Raw genomic sequence first — 21454 nt, forward strand, 5'->3', positions numbered from 1 at the left:
CGACCTCGCGGGGCAGAGGGGTCAGGCGCCGCGGCGCCACACGGTGACCACCCGGGGGTCGGGGGCGTCCTGGTCTTCTGGATCCCAATCGGGCAGCGCGCACGCCGAGTCGGAGCCGTGCCCGCCCGTCGCGCGCTCGAGCTCGACCTCCCACCACGTCTCGCGCAGCCCCTCGGCCATGCCGCGGCCCCACTCCACCACGACGACCGAGCGCTCGGCGTCGATGTCGAGGTCGTCGAGCTCGAGCGCCGACCCGAGCCGGTACGCGTCGGCGTGCACGAGCGGCGCCCCGCCGACCAGCGACGGATGCGTCCGCGCGATCACGAACGTCGGGCTCTGCACGGGCCCGCGCACGCCGAGCCCCTCGGCGATCCCGCGGGTCAGCGTCGTCTTGCCCGCCCCGAGCGGACCGGTCAGCACCACGAGGTCGCCGGCATGCAGCATCCCGCCCATCCGGCGTCCGAGTGCCTTCATGTCGGCCGCCGACGCCACCTCGTGGCGGCCGACGAGCGCGTCCAGGCCGCTCACGCGCGCGCCTCCACACGGGGCACGCGCGGTCCGATCCGGCTCACGATCTCGTAGTTGATGGTGGATGCCGCATCTGCCCACTCCTCCGCGCCCGGGGCGCCGAGGGTCGCGTCGCCGAACAGCACGGCTTCGTCGCCCACCGCGACCGGGGCGTCGCCGACGTCGACCACGAACTGGTCCATGGCGATGCGCCCCGCGACGCGGAATCGCTGCCCCCCGATCGCGACCGGCCCGGCGTTCGACGCCTGCCGCGGCACGCCGTCGGCGTAGCCGGCCGGCACGAGCGCGAGTGTCGTGGCGCGGTCGGTGCGATATGTGTATCCGTACGAGACGCCGTGCCCGGCGGGCACTCGCCGCACCGCCGCGATCGACGCGTGCAGGGTCATCGCCGGGCGCAGCCCGAGCTCGGCGGGCGTGCGGTCGGCGAACGGCGACAGCCCGTAGAGCCCCAGCCCCAGCCGCACGCAGTTCAGACGCGTCTCGGGCAGCCCGATCGCCGCCTCGGTGGCGGCCAGGTGCCGCAGGCGCGGGGCGAGTCCCGCGGCCGATGCCGCCGCCTCCGCGTCGCGGAAGCGCGCCAGCGCCGCGCGGTCGTCGTCGGGTGACGCGTTCGACACGTGGCTGAACAGCCCGGTCACCCGCAGCCGGCCGATGCGCTCGAGGCGCGCAGCCTCGGCGAAGACGGCGCCGATGTCTTCGGGCGCGATGCCGTTGCGGCCCAGACCCGTCTCGACCTTCAGGTGCACGCCGACGGGACGATCAGTGGATGCCGCGGCCGCGGCCTGCTGCAGCTGGTCCATGCTCGAGATGCCCAGCTCGACCCCGAGAGCGGCCGCCTCGTCGAACGTGGTGCCCGGCGCGTGCAGCCACGCGAGGATTGGGGCGTCGATGCCTCCGCGGCGCAACTGCCGCGCCTCGGCCACGTCGGTCACGCCCAGCCACGTCGCGCCGCCGGCCAGGGCCGCAGCCGCCGACCGCACCGCACCGTGCCCGTAGCCATCGGCCTTGACCACGGCCATGACCTCGACGCCGGTCAGGGCCCGCAGGTGGCGGGTGTTCTGGGCGATAGCGCTCGTATCGATGACGGCTTCGCGCAGCACGCCCGGGGCGAGGCGGCTCATGCGCTCGCCTCGTTCTCGGGAACGTCTGCGGCCTCGGCGATGACGTAGGCGATGGCGAGGCCCGCGTCGTGCGACATCGACAGATGCAGGGTCTGGATGCCGCGCGCGGCGACCACCTCGGCCGTGGTGCCGCGCAGCTCGAACCAGGGCTTGCCCGCGGCATCCGGAACGATCTCGATCTCGGTCCAGTGGACGCCGTCAGATCCGCCCAGGGCCTTGATGAGCGCTTCTTTCGCCGCGTAGCGCGCGGCCAGCGAGCGCGATGCGAGCGGACGCTCGGACGGCGCGAACAGGCGCGTGAGCAACCTCGGGGTGCGGGCGATGGTGCGCTCGAAGCGCGGGATGTCGACCAGGTCGACGCCGATCCCGGCGATCATCCGGCCTCCCCTCGCACCTGTACGACTTTAGCGCGCCGAGACAGGGCCCCGTGCTGTCATCGAATGCACATCACACCGCCCCGTGCACATCAAACCGCCGCCGGTTCGATGTGCATCAGACAGATTCATATGAATTCGACCGTGGTGACAGCGAGGCAGCACCCACGCCCGCGGCAACAGCAGCGCCCACAGCCCGCCCCGCCCCGCCCTACTCGACGGTGACGGACTTGGCGAGGTTGCGCGGCTGGTCCACGTCCAGCCCCTTGGCCTCGGCCAGGCCCATCGCGAAGATGTGCAGCGGTACGACCGCCAGCAGGGGCTCGAACAGGGCACCCGCCAGCGGGATGCGCAGCACCTCGTCGGCGAACGGGAGCACCGCGGCATCCCCTTCTTCGGCGATCACGATCACACGGGCACCGCGCGCCCGGATCTCCTGGATGTTGGAGACCACCTTGTCGTGCAGCTGCGCCGAGTACACCGGCGACGGCACGATCACGAACACCGGCTGCCCGGGCTCGATCAGCGCGATCGGACCGTGCTTGAGCTCACCGGCGGCGAACCCCTCAGCGTGGATGTACGAGATCTCCTTGAGCTTGAGAGCCCCCTCGAGCGCGATCGGGTAGCCGACGTGGCGACCCAGGAACAGCACCGAGCGGGTGTCGGCCATCCAGCCGGCCAGCTGCGCGGTGCGCTCCTGCTCGTGCGCGAGAACCCATGCGATCTTGTCGGCGACGCCCTCGAGCTCGGCGACCGCGTCGGCCGACGCATCCGCCGAGAGCACACCGCGCACGCGGCCGACGTGCAGCGCCAGCAGGTACAGCGCCGTGATCTGCGCGACGAACGCCTTCGTCGAAGCGACGGCGACCTCGGGGCCGGCGTGCGTGTAGACGATGGCGTCCGACTCGCGCGGGATGGTGGCGCCCTGCGTGTTGCAGATCGACAGCGTCTTGGCCCCGCGCTCGCGCGCGTACTTCACTGCCATGAGCGTGTCCATCGTCTCGCCCGACTGGCTGATCGAGACGACGAGGGTGCCGGCGTCGAGCACCGGGTCGCGGTAACGGAACTCGTGCGCCAGCTCGACGTCGACGGGCACGCGCGCCCACTGCTCGAGCGCGTATTTGCCGACCTGTCCGGCGTAGGCGGCGGTACCGCACGCGATGACGAGAATGCGGTGGATGCCGCGGAAGAGGTCGTCCAGACCGTCGAGCTCGGGGATCTCGACGATGCCGTCGTGCACCCGCCCGCGCACCGTGTTGGCGACGGCCTCGGGCTCTTCCGAGACCTCCTTCGCCATGAACGACGGCCATCCGCCTTTCTCGGCGGCCGCGGCATCCCACGTCACTTCGAACGGCTCCACCTCGACCTCGCCCCCGTCGAAGTCGGTGACCCGCACGCCCTCGGGCGTGATCGACACGATCTGGTCCTGGCCGATCGCCAGGGCGTTGCGGGTGTGCTCGACGAATGCGGCGACGTCCGATCCGAGGAAGTTCTCGCCCTCGCCCAGGCCGATCACCAGCGGAGAGTTGCGGCGCGCGCCGACGACGAGCCCGGGGTGGTCCTGGTGCATGGCCAGCAGCGTGAAGGCACCCTCGAGTCGGCGCACCGTCGCACGGAACGCGGCCTCGAGGTCGTCGCCGTGCGCGTGGTACTCGCGGGCCAGCAGCTGGGCCGCGACCTCGGTGTCGGTCTCGCTCGCAAAGCTTGCGCCCTCTGCCTCGAGCTCGGCCTTGAGCACGGAGAAGTTCTCGATGATGCCGTTGTGGATGACCGCCAGCCGGCCCTCATCGGCCAGGTGCGGGTGCGCGTTAGCGTCGGTCGGGCCGCCGTGGGTGGCCCAGCGGGTGTGTCCGATGCCGGTCGTGCCGTCGGGCAGCGGGGTCCGCGCGAGGTCGTCGCGCAGCACGCTGAGCTTGCCGGCGCGCTTGCGCATGCCGAGGGTGCCGTCGCCGTCGATGACGGCGACACCGGCCGAGTCGTAGCCCCGGTATTCCAGACGCGCGAGCCCTGACAGGAGAATGCCCTCACTGGGGCGCGGGCCGACGTATCCGACGATTCCACACATGGGGTCAATCGTATTCAGCGGTGATTGCGAGGGGTCTGAACAAAGGGATGGATGCCGCGGGTCGGCCTGCCCCGGTCGTTGAGCGAGCGAAGCGAGTCGAAACGCCCCCGCACCCCGCGCCCCGCACCCCGCGCTCCAGCTCGATGACTTGCCGCAAGTGGCGAGTGGATCCGACGCAACACCCACCACTTGCGGCAAGTCATCCGCGAGGGAACCCCGGAAGAGGACCCCGGAAGAGAACCCCGCAAGTGGATGCCGCGGCCCGCAGCATCCATCACGCGTTACAGCTTGCGCAGCTGCACGTACTCCACCGCGTGGTCGCGTCCCTTGCGCAGCACGAGCGAGGCCCGGTGCCGGGTGGGCAGCACGTTCTCTTCGAGGTTGGGCAGGTTGATGTCGTTCCAGAAGCCGAGCGCCCGCTCTTGCGCTTCGGCGTCGCTGATGTCGGCGAAGACCTTGAAGAACGAGTTCGGATTGCTGAACGCCCCGTGCCGCAGCGCGAGGAAGCGGTCGACGTACCAGCGCTCGATGTTCGCGGCGTCGGCGTCGACGTAGACCGAGAAGTCGAACAGGTCGCTGACCGCGACATCGTTGGGCGCCGGCGGCGGCTGCAGCACGTTGAGCCCCTCGACGATGAGCACGTCGGGCCGCCGCACGGTCACGTGGGCGTCGGGCACGATGTCGTAGCGCACGTGCGAGTAGAAAGGCGCCCGCGCCTCGGCCGCTCCGCTTTTGACCTGGAGGAGGAAGTCGACGAGCGCCCGCCGGTCGTACGACTCCGGAAAGCCCTTGCGATCCATCAGGCCGCGTCGCTTGAGCTCGGCGTTCGGGTACAGAAAACCGTCGGTGGTCACGAGCTCGACCCGCGGGGTGTCGGACCAGCGGCTCATCAGCTCGCGCAGCAGGCGCGCGATGGTCGATTTGCCGACCGCGACCGACCCCGCCACCGCGAGCACGAACGGGGTCGTGGTGTCGTCGCCCTCCTGCAAGAAGGCGGAGGTCTCCGCACCGAGCCGCTTCGTCGCCGTCGCGTAGAGACTGAGCAGCCGGCTCAGCGGCAGGTACACGTCGCGCACCTCGGTGAGATCGAGCCGGTCTCCGAGCCCGCGGATCTGCACGACCTCGGTCTCGGTCAGCGGCTGTGCCATCCCGGCTGCCAGTCGCGCCCAGTCAGCGCGGGCGATCTGCCGGTACCTTTCGGGCGCGGATGCCTCATCTGTGGCCACCCGGCAATCGTAGCGGGGTGGATGCCGCGCGCCGTGCGAGGCCGGCGCGCACCTCGTCGCGCGTTCACACTCGCGCAGACCACCAGCGAGTACCTTCCTCCCCCAATTCTGTGTACTGTATTCAGTATTCGGCACGGGCCGGTGCCATCGACAAGGAGGTCAGCATGACAGGGCGCGGATTCACACTCGCCGCAATGACGGTCGCCGGAGCGCTCGCGCTCACCGGCTGCGCGTTCGGCGGGACGGGCAACAACACGGCGACGACACTCGAGCCAACGGCGAACGCCACGGGCAAGATCACGATCTGGTCATGGGATGTCGCCGCGACGGCACTCAAGCGCCTGGCCAAGCAGTACGAAGCCGATCACAAAGACACCACGATCGACGTCGTCGACATCGGCTACGACAACGCCTACGACAAGATCTCGGTCGGCCTGCAGGCCGGCACGGGCCTGCCCGACATGATCACACTCGAAACCGACCATGATCAGGGATACCTGTCGCAGTTCCCGAAAGGTTTCGCCGATCTCACGCCCGTATTCGGTTCGATGAAGTCCGATTTCGACCCGTTCAAATGGGATGCCGGCAGCGACAAGGACGGCAAGCTGCGCATGGCCCCGTGGGACTCGGGCACCGTGGGCATGTTCTACCGCACCGATTACTTCTCGAAGGCGGGCATCGACCCGGCCTCGATCAAGACCTGGGACGACCTGGTCGCGGCGGGCGAGACCATCAAGGCCAAGCTCGCCAAGACACTGATCACCGCCGACTTGTCGGCAGGCGGGCCGTTCTCCATGCTCCTGCAGCAGCAGGGCCAGGGCTACTTCAACGCCGCAGGCGAGATCACTGTCAACTCCCCCGCGGCTGTCAAGGTGATGACGCTGCTGAAGACCATGAATCAGAAGGGGCTCATCAAGAACGCGAAGGGGTGGGATGCCAGCGTCACGAGCGCGAAGGACGGCGATTCCGCCGTCACCCCCGAGGCGGTGTGGTGGATCGGCACGCTCCAGGGCGAGGCGCCCGAACTCAGTGGAAAGTACGCGGCGCGCGACCTGCCACTCTTCGACGACGCAAGCGCGCCCACGTCGAACAACGGCGGTTCGGGCCTGGCGATCCCCACACAGGCCAAGAACCCGCAGCTGGCCGCAGCGTTCATGAAGTTCGTGCTCGCCGACGAGGCCAACCAGGCGTCGATGATGAAGAACGAGGGCCTGTTCCCCGCGTTCCTGCCAGCGCTGAAGTCCGACTTCTTCCAGCAGCCCGACCCGTACTTCGGTGGGCAGAAGGTCTACCAGTTCTTCGGCGACCTGACGCCGAAGATTCCCTCGATCACCTTCACCAGCGACCAATCGGCAGCCAGTGACGCGATCACCAATGCCGTCGGCGCGGCCGTGCTCGGCAACACCGATCCCAAGAAGGCGCTGGATGACGCGGCCCAGCAGATCGCGACGGCCACAGGCAGGAAGATCGCAGGCTGATGACGGCGTCACTGACCGTTCGGGAGCGCGGGACGCGCCGCGCTCCCGGCGGTACCCGCACCGCCGGAGCCCGGCTCGCGGGGCGACGGCAGCGTCCGGGCCTCTGGTTCGCGCTGCCGGCCGCGGCCCTGCTGCTCATCTTCTTCGCGTACCCGCTGGCAACGTCGTTGCTGCAGAGCTTCTTCAGCACGAAGGGCGGCGAGTCCACTTTCGTCGGGCTTGACCAGTACGCGCGACTGTTCCGCGACCCGCTCGTGCTGAAGAGTCTGGGTACGGCACTGCTGATCCTCGTGGTGCAGGTGCCGATCATGATCGCCCTGGCGGTCGGACTCGCGTACATTCTCAACCAAGCATGGGTGCGCTTCCGCTCCGGCTTCCGGCTCATCATCTTCCTGCCGGCGATCACGACGCTGGTCGCCTACTCGGTGGTCTTCCGGGTCATGATGACGACCGACGGCGGGGCACTGAACCAGATCCTCGGCGTGTTCGGCGCCGGCCCCATCGACTGGCTCAACAACGAGTGGTGGGCCCGGGTCGCCGTGATCGCGTCGATCACGTGGCGCTGGACCGGCTACAACATGGTGATCATCCTCGCGGGCCTGCAGGCGATCCCCGCCGAGCTGTATGAGGCGGCGCGCATCGATGGCGCCGGCCGCTGGCAGACGTTCTGGCACATCGTGGTTCCCCAGCTGCGGCCGGTGCTCATCTTCACCATCGTCACCTCGACGATCGGGGCACTGCAGCTGTTCGACGAGAACTTCATCCTCACCGGCGGCGGACCCAACAACGCCACCCTCACACCGGTGCTGTACCTCTACAAGGTCGGCTTCCAGCAGTTCGACTTCGGCTACGCCGACGCGATCGCCTGGATGCTGGTCGTCCTGACCGCCATCATCGCGGTCATCCAGTTCCGCGTCCTCCGGGAGAAGCCCTGATGACCACCGAGCTCATCGTCACCGGTCGCGCCCGACGCCGCGGCATCCCGTCGCGCCGCAGGCACGAGCCACTCCTGCGTCGGATCGCCCTACGCAGCCCCGTCTACCTCGTCCTCGTCGTCGCGAGCGTGCTCTCACTGATCCCGTTCGCGTGGATGGTGATCGCCTCCACGCACAAGACAAGCGACCTGTTCGTCACCCCCCTGCCACTGTTGCCCGGCGGCGAGTTCTGGCAGAACCTCGGCCGGCTGCAAGAGTCGGTGGGCTTCGGCCAGGTGATGATCAACAGTGTGCTGGTGGCAGTGCTGTACACCGTGTTCAGCTCGATCATCAGCGTCATGTGCGGGTACGGGCTGGCCACGTACCGGTTCCGCGGTCGCGGCGTGCTCATGGGCGTCATCCTCGTCACGATGATGATCCCCATGCAGGTGCTGCTCGTGCCACTTTTCCAGATGATGGCCAGCGCCGGGTGGATCGACTCGTACCAAGCGCTGATCATTCCGTTCCTGGCCAATGCGTTCGGCATCTTCCTGATGCGACAGGGGTTCCTCGACTTCCCCACCACACTCATCGAGGCGGCGCGCATCGATGGCGCATCCGAGCTGCGCACGTTCTACCGCATCGTGCTGCCGGTCGCGCGTCCGCAGATCGCGGCGCTCATCATCTACACGTTCATCAGCCAGTGGAACTCGTTCATCTGGCCGCTGCTGATGCTCAACAGCGAAGACAAGTACACGATCCCGGTCGCGCTGAACACGATGATCGGCCTGAGCCGCGTCGACTACTCGGGCCTTATGCTCGGTTCGCTCCTGGCGACGCTTCCGCTGTTCCTCCTGTTCCTGGTCTTCCAGAAGCAGTTCGTCGCGGGTCTGCTCGGCGGGGCCGTCAAAGGATGAGCCGCACGCACCGTCGAATGAGGGCGGGATGCTGCAGCCGCAGCATCCCGCCCTCATTTGTACAGTCACGAATCGGTCTCGCCCTCTTGACGTCTATGTGTTTTGTATACAGAATACCGAATAACAGCGTTCTTCCTCGAGAAGGGTCTCTCATGCTCCGCTCACGCAAAGTCCTCACCATCGCTACGACCGTCACGGCGGTCACGGCACTTTCCCTCGGCCTCGGCGCGTGCAGCGGCGGTGGCGGCAACGGCGGCTCGGACGGTCAGCAGACCGTCGTGTGGTCGACGTGGGGCACCCCGCAAGAACTCACCCGCTACAAGGAGTTCGACGCACAGTTCATGAAGGACCATCCGAATATCAAGGTGGTCCTCCAACCGGTGGCCGACTACGGCGACTACCACACGAAGCTGCTCACCGAATTGGCATCGGGTACTGCACCCGACGTCTTCTACATCGGCGACGACCAGATCGGCAAGTTCGTCAACTCGAACGTGCTCATGCCGCTGAATGAGCTGATGAGTTCGAAAGACAGCAAGACCAAGCCCGACGATTTCGCGCAGGGGCTGCTGGGCGCCGCCGAGAAGGACGACAAGATCCTCGCCGAGCCGAACGACTCGAACCCGGACGCGCTCTGGTATGACAAGGTCGCGCTGAAGAAGGCCGGCATCACCGAAGATCCCGCGACCCTCGCTTCCGAAGGCAAGTGGACGACGCAGAAGTATCTGGAGATGAACGACAAGCTTCACGCCGCGGGTCTGACCGGATCGATGTTCTGGAACTACTGGTCCACGCACTGGAGCTGGATCTCCTCGCAGGGCGGCAAGGCCTTCGACGACAACGGCGACTTCGTCGCCAACACCGATCCGACCTCGGTGGCGGCGATGGACACGTTCGGCAAGTACTTCCAAGACAAGACGTTTGTCGTCGCCGACACGCTGCCCAGCGGTGCCGGGGCCGACTCAGTGTTCGTGACGCACAAGGCCGGGTTCTTCATCCAGGGCCGCTACACGATCGGCACCGTCAAATCGGCCGGCGACCCGCAGAACTACGATGTCGCCCCATGGCCGACGCCCGACGGCAAGGCCGCGCCCACCGGCGTCGCCGTGAGCTACCTCGCCATCAATGACAAGACGAAGGTGAAGGATGCCGCGTTCACGTTCTGGACGAACTTCCTGAGCAAGGACGGCCAGACGTTCCGCCTGAAGGGCAGCGGCAACGCCGTGCCCTCGATCAAGGGCGCCGACAGCGTCGTGCTCGACGGCTACCCTGATCACGCCCAGACGCTGCTCGACATGCGCGACCTCGGCTTCGAGGACTACGCAACCGAAGCGCAGGTGCCCGGTCTGTCGACCGACGTGAGCGACATCATGCTCAAGCTGTACCAGGGCAAGCTCACCGGCCAGCAGGCGCTCGACCAGTCGGCCCAGCTCATCTCGAGCAAGACCTCGGGCAAGTAGGAGCCGGGTCGTGACCGGGTCCTCCGTCGGCATCGCGGACGCCGCGATGACCGGAGTGCCGGCGCCGGGCGCGCCTCGTGCAGAGGCCGCCTGGCGCCGACGCGACCGCCGCTGGGGCTATGTCTTCGTCGCGCCGCAGATGATCGGGATGGGCGTTTTCGTGCTCGTCCCGTTCATCGCCGCCCTCGTGCTCGCCTTCGCGCAATGGGACGGCCTGACGCCCCTGAGCTGGGTGGGCTTCGACAACTTCAAGACCGAGCTGACCGACCCGCTGTTCGGGCGGGCGCTGGTCAACACCATGCTCATCGCCGTGGTCACGGTGCCGATCGGGCTGGGGCTGGCTGTCATCGTCGCCGTGGCGCTCGAGCGGCTGAAGACCCGCACGCTCTACCTGGCGCTGTTCTTCGCCCCGGTGATCACCAGCAGCATCGCCGTCGCCATGATCTGGCAGCAGCTGTTCCGCACCGACGGCATCATTTCGCGCACGATCGCGGCGGCCTTCCACGTGCCTGCCCCCGACTGGCTCGCCGACCCGCACCTGGCGCTGATCGCCGTGTGCATCGTGACGATCTGGTCATCGCTGGGTCTGAACGTCGTCATCTTCCTCGCGGGCCTGCAGAACATCTCGCCGAGCGTCATCGAGGCCGCACGCATCGACGGTGCCGGCGCCGTGGCCCTGTTCTTCCGCATCCGCCTGCCGCTGCTATCGCCGGTGATCTTCTTCTCGTCGATCATCGCGTTCATCAGCTCGCTGCAGACGTTCGACATCGTCTTCGTACTCGTGGCCAACGCCGGCCCCGACAACGCCACGCGCACGATCGTCTACCACATCTACGATCTTGGCTTCGGCAAGACGCAGTTCGGCGTCGCCAGCGCGGCATCCATTCTGTTGCTGATCCTGACGCTGGTGATCACCGCGATCCAGTTCGGGTTCCAGAAGCGGTTCGTGCATTACGAGGAGGGCGCGGCATGAGCACCCCCAAGCCCCGGCTGACCGACGGCACGCTCGCGGCGGCGACCGACTCCACGCGGGCGCTGACCGCCCCCGGCACGTCCTTCCGGCCGCACGCGCGCCCCGGACGCACGAAACGCCGCGTGACCGCGACGATCCTGCACGTCGTGCTGCTGCTGGCGGGGCTGGCGATGGTGTATCCGTTCGTGTGGATGCTGGTGACGGCGTTCAAGGGGCTACCGCAGCTACTCAACCAACCGCTGAGCTTCTGGCCGAACCCGTGGCAGCCGCAGAATTTCATCGACGCGTGGAACGACGCCCCGTTCGGCCAGGCGTACGCGAACAGCATCTACATCGCGATCCTCGTCGTGATCGGCACGCTCATCACCGCGTCGATGGCCGGCTACGCGTTCGCGCGCATCAAGTTTCGCGGCTCACGCGTCATGTTCGTCATGTTCCTGGCCACGCAGATGATCCCGATGCAGGTCACACTCATCCCCTTCTATCTGCTCATGGCCAAGTTCGGGTGGGTCGATTCGCACCTGTCGCTGATCGTCCCGGCGGCGCTGGCGAACCCGTTCGCCGTGTTCCTCATGCGGCAGTTCGTGCTGTCGCTGCCGAAGGAGCTCGAAGAGGCCGCCCTCGTCGACGGCGCCGGCCGCTGGCGCGTCTTCTGGAGCATCGTGCTGCCCAACCTGCGCCCCGGCCTCGGCGCCCTGGCGATCATCGTGGCGCTGGGCACATGGAACAACTTCCTGCTGCCGCTGGTCATGCTCAACAGCCAGAACCTGTTCACCGTGCCGTTGCTGCTGCAGAGCTTCCAGGGGCAGTTCGGCTCGATCAACTACGGGCTGATCATGGCCGCGTCGGCCGTGGCGACGATCCCCATGCTCGTCGCGTTCGTCATCGGCCAGCGGCAGATCCTCAACAGCATGGCCGCGTCCGGCCTGGGCGGGCGATGATCCCCGCCGAGCAGGCCGCGCGCCACCTCGATCTCGTGCAGGCGCCGTTCACCCTGCCGTCGTCGCGCCTGCTCGTGTTCCGTGAGAACGACGCGACGGGGCAGGATGCCGCGGCCGACGCGCGCGCTCTGCGCGTGCACACTGCCGAGTACGAGAGGCCGCTGCGCGCCTGCCGCGTCATCGACCGGCTCGAGGTGCGCGATGCCGACAGCGAGCTGGTGCCGGTGCGCGAGGTGCGCCCCGACCGCATCGTGTTCGCCGGCGGCGGGACCCTGACGTTCGCCGGCCCCGGAGCGCTGAGCGTGTGCGCACCACCCGGCGGCACCATCGCCTGGACGCTGCCCGACGGCACCCGGCACACGCACGCCGGCGCCGTGCGCCTCCACGTGAGTGCCGACCGCACGATGACCGCCGAGACCCAACGACACCACGACGACGCCCTCGATGCGACCGCGGCGGTATGGGCGGACTGGTTCGGCCGCTGCCCGCACGTGCGCGACGATCTACAGGAGATGACCGCGTTCTGCTGGTGGGTGCTCGGCGCGAACATCGTCGGCCTGCCTCGCCTGGGCGACGTGCGCGCCGTGGTGCCATCGAAGATCGGGTACGTCGGCCTGTGGCAGTGGGACGCCTATTTCATCGCCGCCGGCCTGCGCCACGGCGACCCGGCGCTGGCCCGCGAGCAGCTCGAGCTCGCGTTGCGCTTTCCCACTCCCACCGGGCAACTGGCCGACGTCGTGCATGAAGAGGGCACGCTCGCCTCGAGCGATGACCTGCCCATCGCCGATCGCGCGCACCTGCGCCGCGACGGCTCGGCCATCGCCGACCCCGAGGCGCCGATCCCACTGACCAAGCCGCCTCTGACGGCCTGGGCGCTGCGCGCCGTGCTCGAGGTCTCACCCGATGATGCGTGGGCCCGGCGGATGCTCTCGGTCATCGAACGATCGCAGGACTGGTGGTTCACCTACTCCGACGCCGACGCCGACGGGATGCCGGAATACGCGCATCCCTACTCGTCCGGTCTCGACGACAGCCCGATCTTCGACGGCCGACTACCTGTCGCCTCCCCTGACCTCGGGGCTTACCTCGTGCGGCAAGACCTCGACCTGGCGCTCCTGTGCGAGCAACTGGGCACCGGCGATGCGGCATCCCACCGCCGCCGCGCGCAGCGCACGATGGGTCTGCTTGCGCGCATGTGGCACCCTGAGCGGCGGGCGTTCCTGGCCGAGGGGCGTCCGACCGATGCGATCACCGGTCTCATGCCGCTGCTGACCGGGATGCTCGATGCGCCCACGGTCGACGCACTGGTGGCCGCGCTCGACGACCCCGCACGTTTCGCCACGTCCTGGGCTGTGCCCACGGTCGCAGCCGGCGATGACGACTTCGACCCCGAGCGCATGTGGCGCGGCCCGGTGTGGGTGAACACCAACGTGCTCGTGGCCGAGGGACTCGAGCGCTCGGGCCACCCCGAGCGCGCCCGGCGACTGCGCGAGCAGACCGTGCAGCTGGTGATGCACGCCGGCGGCCCGCACGAATACTTCACACCCGATACCGGGTGCAAGGCCCCCACCGCCACCACCGCCTTCGGCTGGTCGGCGGCGCTGTTCGTCGATCTGGCCGTGCGCCTGTCGGCGTGAGCGCGGGTCAGTCGGTGAAGTAGGTGCTCGAGGCGTTGGCGAGGATGCGAGTGGCCCCGTGCATCCAGTTGATCTCGAGCGCGTCGACGGCGCCGGGCACATCTCCCGCGGCCAGGCACCGGGCGATTTCGGCATGTTCGGCCGAGACGCGGTGGATCGTCGCGTCGCTCGGCACGAGCAGCGACTCGTACCGATGGAACGCGCCGCGTACGGTCTCGATGATCGTGAGCAGGCGCCCGTTCGGGCACGCCGAGAGCATGAGTGTGTGCCACTCGTCGTCCTTGGAGACGACCAGCGAATGTTCGACCTCTTCCTGTGTGAAGGCGGCTGCCATCTCACCCAGACGCACGCCGAGCGTCTTCAACTCATCGAGCGGGCTCAGCCGCAGCGCGAGCCCCTCCAGGGTCGCCATGACGGGCGCGAGCTCTTCGAACTCGGCCTTGCTCAGCGGCGCGAAGCGGAACCCCTTGCCGTTCTCGCTCTCGATCTGCCCATCGCTCTCGAGCCAGATCAGCGCTTCGCGTAGCGGAGTGCGGCTCACGCCGATCTCGTTGGCGAGCTGCACTTCATTGATGCCCTCGCCCGGCCGCACGCGGCCCGAGCGCATCCAGGCCAGCAGTTCATCGCGCACCTGCATGCGCAGGTTCTTCCGCTCGATTGCCATGGATTCTCCTTGTACTTGACCGTCTACAGTATTCAGCATAGCCTCGCTGTATACAGAATACATTTGGCAGCAAGCATCCACCGGTCCCACGCCGAACCCACCTGACGAAGGAGTCCGCATGACCCGGAACCCGCGCCCGTTCGATCTGGGGGCGCTCGCCTACGGCGGCGACTACAACCCCGATCAGTGGAGCGAAGACCTCTGGGCCGAAGACATCGCGCTCATGCAGGAAGCCGGTGTGAACATCGTGACGCTGCCGGTGTTCAGCTGGCCGCAGCTGGAGACCTCCCCCGGCGTCTACGACTGGGCCTGGCTCGACCGCATCATCGATCTGCTATGGGCCGGGGGCATCCACGTCGACTTGGCCACCGCGACGGCCACGCCACCTTCGTGGCTACTGCGTGCACACCCCGAGATGCTGCCGATGGATGCCGACGGCCGGCGCCTCGCGTTCGGCTCGAGGCAGGCGTACTGCCCGAGTTCGCCGGTGTGGCACGAGAACGTGGCGCGCCTGACCCGGGCGATGGCCGAGCGCTACGGTGAGCACCCCGCCGTCGTGCTGTGGCATGTCTCCAACGAGTACGGCGACCACACCGCCCGCTGCTGGTGCCCAGAGTCGTCTCGCCACTTCCGTCGCTGGTTGCAGGAGCGCTACGGCACGCTCGAGCGCCTCAACGACGCGTGGGGCGTGAACGTGTGGGGCCAGCGCTACACCGACTGGGAGCACATCGAGGCCCCTCGGCGCGCCCCCGGGCCCATCAACCCGACGCAGTTGCTCGACTTCGAGCGCTTCTCATCCGACGCACTGCTGGACCTGTTCCGGCTCGAGGTCGACATCCTGCACGCCGCGACGCCCGACATCCCGGTCACGACGAACTTCATGAGCATGTTCCGCGAACTGGACTACTGGCGCTTCGCCGAGGTCGAAGACCTCGTCACCGACGACGCCTACCCCGATCCCGCCGACTCCGCCTCGCACGTGGGCGCGGCCTGGAACTACGGGCTCATGCGGTCGCTGAAGGCCGGTCGGCCGTGGCTGCTGCTCGAGCAGTCGGCGAGCGCCGTCAGCTGGCGCGACGTGAACGTGCCCAAGCCCGACGGCAAGCTGCGCAGCGACAGCCTGCAGGCGATCGCGCACGGATCTGACGGGGCCATGTTCTTTCAGTGGCGCCAGGCGCGCTACGGGCAAGAGAAGTTCCATTCCGCGATGCTCGGCCAGCGCGGCGCACGCTCGCGCACGTTCGCGCAGGCAAAGGCACTGGGCGCCGAGCTGACGCGCCTGGCCCCGGTGCGCGGCACCCGGGTGCGCAGCCGAGCAGCCATCATCGTCGACTGGGACGCATGGTGGGGCTCGACCGCGGCCGAGTCGCTGCCGTCGCAACGATTGAACTGGGCGCGCCAAGTGCGCGCGTACCACCGCGCGCTGCACGCGCTGGGCCACCCCGTCGACGCGGTGCGCGCGACCGGGCCGTTCGACGGCTACGACCTTGTGCTCGCCCCTAACCTCTACATCGCCGACGCCGCGCAGGTCCAGGCTCTGACGGCGTTCGTCGAACAGGGCGGTCACGTGGTGGTCGGGCCGTTCTCAGGCGTCGTCGACACCGAAGAGAAGGTGCACCCCGGTGGTGCGCCCGGGCCGCTGCGAGCGCTGCTGGGCGTCGAGGTCGACGAACAGTGGCCGATCGCCGACGGGCAGCACGGGCAGATCACTTGCGGTGCTGACACCCTGGGCTTCACCGCATGGGCCGAGTGGCTCGAGGCTGGTGACGCCGAGGTGCGCGGCACCTACGGCGGCGGCGACCTCGACGGCCGGCCGGCGATCACCCGCCGCGCGCAGGGCGCCGGCAGCGCCTGGTACATCAGCGCGATGCTCGACGACGACGCGCTGCAGACGGTGTTCCGCGACGTGCTGGCCGACGCGGGCCTGCCGGCGCGAGAGCGCGTCGACCAATCGCTCGATGCCGTGACCCGCTCCGATGCGCACACCGACTACACGTTCGTCCTCAATCACGGGCGCACCCCGCTGCAGGTCGTCGTGCCCGAGGGGCACGACCTGCTCACCGATACCGCGGTGGCGGGGGTGATGCAGCTGCCCGCGTTCGGCGCCGCTGTCATCGCCGCGCCCCGTGCCGACGGCATCCCGTTTCTCACCCTGACCGATTCTCCGCACACGCAAGGAGGGCACGCATGAGCACCGCGTTCACGCACCCCTACATCCCGAACACCGCCGAAGCGACGAAGGCACAGATGCTCACCACGGTGGAGGCGTCATCCGTCGACGAGTTCTACGCCGACGTGCCTGACCGGCTGCGCCTGCACCGCGCGCTGAACCTGCCGGAGCCGCTACCGGCAGAGCAGGACCTGGCCCGGCACGTGCGCGGCATCCTCGCAGCGAACCGTTCGACCGACGAGGTTCTGAGCTTTCTCGGCGCGGGCACGTACAACCACTACGTGCCGGCAGTGGTCGACGAGGTGATCCGCCGCAGCGAGTTCCTCACGGCGTACGCGGGCGAGCCGTATGAAGACCACGGCCGCTTCCACGCACTGTTCGAGTACCAGTCGCTCATGGGCGAGCTGCTGGCGATGGATGTCGTGAACGTGCCGACCTATGACGGCTTTCAGGCCGCGGCCACCGGCATCGCGATGGCCGGGCGTATGACCGGGCGCGCTCGCGTGCTGCAAGTGTCTGACGTGTTGCCCGAGAAGCAGTCGAAGGTGCGCGACTTCGTGCGTGCCCGCATGCACGTCGAGGTCGTCCCGTGCCAGGGGGGGCTGGCCGACCTCGACGCTCTCACGGCCGAACTCGGCGACGATGTGGCCGCGGTCTGGGTCGAGACGCCGAGTGCGACGGGTGCGCTCGAGACGCGCCTGCGTGAGATCGCGGATGCCGCGCACGCAGTCGGCGCGGTCGTCATGGTCGGCACGGACCCGATCGGGTACGGCGTGCTGGCCCCGCCGGCGCTCGCCGGCGCCGACATTGTCACCGGCGACATCCAGTCACTGGGCCTGCACCAGTGGTTCGGCGGGGCGCATGCCGGCTTCATCGCCGTGCACGATGACCCTCGGTTCGTCATGGAGCTCCCCTCGCGTCTGTTCGGCCTGGCCACGACAGATGTGCCCGGCGAGTACGGGTTCGGCGACGTCGCCTACGAGCGCACCTCGTTCGCACTGCGCGAGGAGGGCAAGGAGTGGGTGGGCACCGCCTCGGCCCTATGGGGCATCGCCGCCGGCGTCTACCTCGCCCTCATGGGCCCAGCCGGCATGGCCGAGCTCGGCGAGCTGTTGCTGGCCCGCACCCGTTACGCGCAGCAGGCGCTGGCCGCCGTCGACGGCATCAGGCTCGGCGACGACGCCGTGCATCTGCGCGAGTTCACGGTGCGCTTCGCCGACACCACCGCCGCCGCCGTCATCGAGGCGCTGCGCGCCGACGGCATCGAGCCCGGCGTCGCCGTGGGCGACGACACGCTGCTGGTTTGCGTCACCGAGATGACCTCGCAGGCCGACATCGATCGGCTCGCGGCATCCCTCGCCCGCCTTTCCGCCCCCGCATCCGCTTCCGCACTCAAGGAGCAGCACGCATGAGCCTTCCCGTCGCACCCAAGCCGAGCCCGCGCCGCTTTCACCAGGCGCAGTGGGACGAGCCCATCGTGTTCGAGCTGCACTGCGCCGGCGAGCGCGGTATCGCCGTGACGCCGGTCGAGCCCGGCGTGCGCGAGGCCGTGGGTGACGTGGTCGCCGCACTGCCGGCATCCCTGCGCCGCCCCGCCCCGCCGCATCTGCCCGAGATCGGGCAGATGCGTGTGCTCAAGCACTACCTGCGGCTGTCGCAAGAGACCCTGGGCTCTGACCTCAACGTCGACATCGGCCAGGGCACATGCACGATCAAGTACTCGCCGAAGATCAACGATCAGCTCATCGAAGTGCCACAGCTGCGCGAGTTGCACCCGCGGCAGAGCGAGGCCAGCGTGCAGGGCGCGCTCGAAATCACGTGGCGGCTCGAGCAGCTCATGGCCGAGATCTCCGGCATGCACGCGGTGACGTTCCAGTCGCCGGGCGGCTCGGCCGGCATCTGGACGAACATCGCCATGATCCGCGCCTATCACGCCGCCCGCGGCGAGGCGGAGCAGCGCGACGAGGTCATCACGACGATCTTCAGCCACCCGTCCAACGCCGCGGCCGCCAAAGAAGCCGGGTACAAGGTCATCACCGTGTACCCCGACGCCGACGGCTACCCCGATCTGACGGCGATGAAGGCGGCACTCAGCGACCGCACGGCGGCGATCATGGTGACCAACCCCGAAGACACGGGCATCTACAACCCGGCGATCCAACAGTGGGTGGATGCCGCGCACGGGGTGGGAGCGCTCGCTTCGTACGACCAGGCCAATGCCAGCGGCATCCTGGGCATCACCCGTGCCCGCGAAGCCGGCTTCGACGTGTGCCAGTTCAACCTGCACAAGACATTCTCGGCCCCGCATGGCTGTGGCGGGCCGGCTGCGGCGGCCAACGCCGTCAGCGAGGCTCTGGCCCCGTTCCTGCCCGGTCCCCGCATCGTGCGAGAAGACGACGGCTTCGCCGTGCGCCAGCCGGGGCCATTGTCGATCGGGCACGTGGCGCCCGGGTTCGGGGTCGTGCTGCACGTCGTGCGCGCGTACGCGTGGATCATGGCGCTTGGTGCTGAGGGGCTGCGCACCGCATCGGAGATCGCCGTACTCAACAACAACTATCTGCTGCACGAGGTCACCCGCATCCCCGGCGCGTCGGCGCCGTATGCGACCGGGCGGCGGCGCATCGAGCAGGTGCGCTATTCGTGGCAGGAGTTGTTCGAGCAGACCGGCATCACCAGTGAGGAGATCGGGATTCGCATGACCGACTTCGGGTTCCACTACTGGACGAGCCACCACCCCTATGTGGTGCCGCAGCCGTTCACGCTCGAGCCGACCGAGTGCTACTCCAAGGCCGAGATCGATGAGTACGTCGCGGCCCTGGCCGAGGTGGCCCGCGAGTGCCGCGAAGAGCCCGAGGTCGTACGCTCCGCGCCGCACAACCAGACCGTCCACCACACGCACCACGACGATCTCGACGACCCCGAGCGCTGGGCGATCACCTGGCGCGCGTACCGCCGCAAGTACTTCGGCGAGACACCCGTCGACGACGTGGTGGCCGCCTAGACCCGTGCTCGCTCTCATCGTCAACCCGGTCGCCGGGGTCGGCGGACCTGCCGGCCTGGCCGGCTCGGACGGCGTCGACGTGCAGGCCGACGCGGCCGTGCGCGGCGGCCTCTCGCGCGCCGATGCGCGCGCGACCGACGCCCTACGCCTGGTCGCCGCGGCTCGTCCGGGCACCCCGGTGCTGACGGCGGCCGGGGCGATGGGTGAGGATGCTGCGCGGCGCGCCGGCCTGGAACCGCATGTGGTCTACACCGCGGTGTCGGCGGCCACGACGCCTTCCGACACGACGGCCGCCGTGCGTTCGGCGATCGCCGCCGGGGCGAGCCTCGTGTTGTTCGCCGGCGGCGACGGCACCGCCCGAGACGTCGCGGCCGCGTTCGGCGACGGCGTGCCCGCCGGCGGGGCCGCAGCTCTCGGCATCCCGTCTGGCGTGAAGATGTATTCCCCCGTGTTCGCGATCAGCCCGAGTGCGGCCGGCGGCATGGCCGTGGCGTGGCTCGACGGGCCGCTGCCCGTGCAGGAGCAGGAGGTGCTCGACATCGACGAGGCGCAGCTGCGCCGCGCACACGTCGAACCGCGCCTGTTCGGCATGCTGCCCGTACCGCAGCGCGCCGGGCGAACTCAGGTCCGCAAGGCGCCGACCCCGGCCGGTGAGCACGCCGCCGTGGTCGCAGCCGCGCATGCGGCGGCGTCCCTGTTCCGCCCCGGCGTGCGGTATCTGCTGGGCCCGGGTGGCACCATGGGCGAGCTCGGCCGCCGTCTCGGGCTGGCGACGACCGCGCTGGGAGTCGACGTGGTGCTCGACGGGCGTCTCGTGCGTGCGCGAGCCAGCGAGAGCGAGCTGCTCGACGAGATCGCGCGCGGCCCCGCGAAGGCGGTGGTAACGGTCATCGGCGGGCAAGGGTTCGTGCTCGGGCGTGGCAACCAGCAGCTGTCGGCGGCGGTGATCCGCGCACTCGGGCCCGATCCGCTCATCGTCGTCGCCCCCGAGCAGAAGCTCGTCGATCTACACGGCCGCCCGCTGCTGGTCGACACGGGCGACGCCGATGTCGATGCGTCGCTGACCGGCTATGTGCGCGTGGTCACAGGCCCCGGCACCGCCAGTCTCTACCCCGTCGTCGCGCCCGAGGCGGCGGCATCCACCCCTCACGACAACCACGAAGAAGGAGCACTCCATGCGACTTGAGAACAAGAAGGCCATCGTCACCGGCGGCGCCGGCGGCATCGGCCGCGCCACCTGCCTCGCGCTGGCCGCGGAGGGGGCCGAGGTGGCCGTCGTCGACCTCAACCAGCAGGCCGCGCAGGCTGTCGCCGACGAGATCCGTGCCGCGGGAGGCTCGGCGATCGCGATCGGTGCCGATGTGTCGAGCGAGGCCGACATCACGCGCGTCGTGCAGACGGCGGTCGATGCGTTCGGCACGATCAACATCGTGCACAACAACGCGGGCATCATTCGCCGCACCACGGCGCTCGAGATCGACGTCGACGAATGGGACCTCGTCTTCGGCGTCAACGTGCGCGCGATCTATCTCATGTGCAAGCACGTCGTACCGATCATGGCTGCCGCCGGCAAAGGGTCGATCATCAACACCGGGTCGGGCTGGGGCCTGAAGGGCGGTGGGCGCGCCTTGTCGTACTGCGCCTCGAAGGGTGCGGTCGTCAACATGACCCGCGCGCTGGCGATCGATCACGGGCCCGCGGGCATCCGTGTGAACTCGGTCAACCCCGGTGACGTGAATACCGGGATGCTGCGCGACGAAGCCCGCCAGGTCGCTCAAGAGGAGAACTCGTTCCTCGCCGAATCGGCCGACCGGCCGCTGGGCCGCATGGGCGAACCCCGCGAGATCGCGGCCGCCGTGGTGTGGCTGGCCAGCGACGAGTCGTCGTATGTGACCGGCTCCGCCCTCGTCGTGGACGGTGGCGGCATCGCCTGACCTTCGTTCTTGACCTCGTGATCCGCCCGTGCCTCGAATAGCCACGACACG

Annotated in this window: 18 protein-coding genes; 12 read left to right on the forward strand and 6 right to left on the reverse strand. The window is 68.8% G+C overall.

Going from position 1 to position 21454, the window contains the following annotated elements:
• Positions 1 to 21: 21 nt before the first annotated feature.
• From tsaE to coaA, 5 genes are all read right to left on the reverse strand, one after another.
• On the reverse strand, positions 22 to 528 hold the full coding sequence (gene tsaE, locus PU630_RS12865; protein WP_275277460.1) for a tRNA (adenosine(37)-N6)-threonylcarbamoyltransferase complex ATPase subunit type 1 TsaE: 507 nt from the start codon (positions 526 to 528) through the stop codon (positions 22 to 24).
• Complete coding sequence (gene alr / locus PU630_RS12870) at positions 525 to 1649, reverse strand: alanine racemase (protein WP_275277461.1); 1125 nt, start codon at positions 1647 to 1649, stop codon at positions 525 to 527. The genes tsaE and alr overlap by 4 nt, the downstream gene beginning before the upstream one ends.
• A complete protein-coding gene (locus PU630_RS12875; RefSeq protein ID WP_275277462.1) occupies positions 1646 to 2026 on the reverse strand; it encodes a holo-ACP synthase in 381 nt (126 codons plus the stop codon). The genes alr and PU630_RS12875 overlap by 4 nt, the downstream gene beginning before the upstream one ends.
• A gap of 208 nt (positions 2027 to 2234) precedes the next feature.
• A complete protein-coding gene (gene glmS, locus PU630_RS12880) occupies positions 2235 to 4088 on the reverse strand; it encodes a glutamine--fructose-6-phosphate transaminase (isomerizing) (protein WP_275277463.1) in 1854 nt (617 codons plus the stop codon).
• A 281-nt stretch (positions 4089 to 4369) separates the two neighbouring features.
• Positions 4370 to 5314 (reverse strand): type I pantothenate kinase, encoded by a 945-nt coding sequence (coaA, locus tag PU630_RS12885; RefSeq protein WP_275277464.1) that lies wholly within the window; start codon positions 5312 to 5314, stop codon positions 4370 to 4372.
• A 164-nt stretch (positions 5315 to 5478) separates the two neighbouring features.
• Between coaA and PU630_RS12890 the strand changes: the two genes are divergently transcribed.
• The 7 genes from PU630_RS12890 to PU630_RS12920 all read left to right on the forward strand — a co-directional run bounded on the left by PU630_RS12890 (position 5479) and on the right by PU630_RS12920 (position 13634).
• A complete protein-coding gene (locus PU630_RS12890; protein WP_275277465.1) occupies positions 5479 to 6792 on the forward strand; it encodes an ABC transporter substrate-binding protein in 1314 nt (437 codons plus the stop codon).
• Complete coding sequence (locus tag PU630_RS12895; protein WP_275277466.1) at positions 6792 to 7727, forward strand: carbohydrate ABC transporter permease; 936 nt, start codon at positions 6792 to 6794, stop codon at positions 7725 to 7727. Before PU630_RS12890 ends, PU630_RS12895 begins: the two co-directional genes overlap by 1 nt.
• Positions 7727 to 8623: a carbohydrate ABC transporter permease gene (locus PU630_RS12900; protein WP_275277467.1), complete on the forward strand. Its 897-nt coding sequence runs from the start codon at positions 7727 to 7729 to the stop codon at positions 8621 to 8623. The genes PU630_RS12895 and PU630_RS12900 overlap by 1 nt, the downstream gene beginning before the upstream one ends.
• 152 nt (positions 8624 to 8775) lie before the next feature.
• Positions 8776 to 10083 carry an ABC transporter substrate-binding protein gene (locus PU630_RS12905; RefSeq protein ID WP_275277468.1) on the forward strand — a complete coding sequence of 436 codons (1308 nt, stop codon included), beginning with the start codon at positions 8776 to 8778 and terminating at the stop codon, positions 10081 to 10083.
• A 10-nt stretch (positions 10084 to 10093) separates the two neighbouring features.
• Positions 10094 to 11056, forward strand: a complete 963-nt coding sequence (locus PU630_RS12910; protein ID WP_275277469.1) for a carbohydrate ABC transporter permease — start codon at positions 10094 to 10096, stop codon at positions 11054 to 11056.
• Positions 11053 to 11997: a carbohydrate ABC transporter permease gene (locus PU630_RS12915; protein ID WP_275277470.1), complete on the forward strand. Its 945-nt coding sequence runs from the start codon at positions 11053 to 11055 to the stop codon at positions 11995 to 11997. The genes PU630_RS12910 and PU630_RS12915 overlap by 4 nt, the downstream gene beginning before the upstream one ends.
• Positions 11994 to 13634 (forward strand): amylo-alpha-1,6-glucosidase, encoded by a 1641-nt coding sequence (locus PU630_RS12920; protein ID WP_275277471.1) that lies wholly within the window; start codon positions 11994 to 11996, stop codon positions 13632 to 13634. The genes PU630_RS12915 and PU630_RS12920 overlap by 4 nt, the downstream gene beginning before the upstream one ends.
• 7 nt (positions 13635 to 13641) lie before the next feature.
• Here the strand turns inward: PU630_RS12920 and PU630_RS12925 are convergent, their stop codons facing one another.
• Positions 13642 to 14298: a GntR family transcriptional regulator gene (locus tag PU630_RS12925; protein WP_275277472.1), complete on the reverse strand. Its 657-nt coding sequence runs from the start codon at positions 14296 to 14298 to the stop codon at positions 13642 to 13644.
• A 118-nt stretch (positions 14299 to 14416) separates the two neighbouring features.
• Here PU630_RS12925 and PU630_RS12930 point away from each other — a divergent pair, with 118 nt between their 5' ends.
• Genes PU630_RS12930 through PU630_RS12950 form a run of 5 tightly spaced genes read left to right on the forward strand, consistent with a single transcriptional unit; the run spans position 14417 to position 21403 of the window.
• Positions 14417 to 16489 (forward strand): beta-galactosidase, encoded by a 2073-nt coding sequence (locus tag PU630_RS12930; protein ID WP_275277473.1) that lies wholly within the window; start codon positions 14417 to 14419, stop codon positions 16487 to 16489.
• Positions 16486 to 17880, forward strand: a complete 1395-nt coding sequence (gene gcvPA, locus PU630_RS12935) for an aminomethyl-transferring glycine dehydrogenase subunit GcvPA (RefSeq protein WP_275277474.1) — start codon at positions 16486 to 16488, stop codon at positions 17878 to 17880. Before PU630_RS12930 ends, gcvPA begins: the two co-directional genes overlap by 4 nt.
• Positions 17877 to 19469, forward strand: a complete 1593-nt coding sequence (gene gcvPB, locus PU630_RS12940; RefSeq protein ID WP_275277475.1) for an aminomethyl-transferring glycine dehydrogenase subunit GcvPB — start codon at positions 17877 to 17879, stop codon at positions 19467 to 19469. Before gcvPA ends, gcvPB begins: the two co-directional genes overlap by 4 nt.
• A gap of 4 nt (positions 19470 to 19473) precedes the next feature.
• The gene (locus PU630_RS12945) at positions 19474 to 20655 is read left to right on the forward strand and encodes an ATP-NAD kinase family protein (RefSeq protein ID WP_275277476.1); all 1182 of its coding nucleotides are present in this window, start codon (positions 19474 to 19476) and stop codon (positions 20653 to 20655) included.
• Positions 20645 to 21403, forward strand: coding sequence for an SDR family NAD(P)-dependent oxidoreductase (locus PU630_RS12950; protein ID WP_275277477.1), 759 nt, complete (start codon positions 20645 to 20647; stop codon positions 21401 to 21403). The genes PU630_RS12945 and PU630_RS12950 overlap by 11 nt, the downstream gene beginning before the upstream one ends.
• Positions 21404 to 21454: the final 51 nt, after the last annotated feature.

The organism is Microbacterium horticulturae (assembly GCF_029094505.1).
In the GTDB taxonomy this organism is placed as follows: domain Bacteria; phylum Actinomycetota; class Actinomycetes; order Actinomycetales; family Microbacteriaceae; genus Microbacterium; species Microbacterium horticulturae.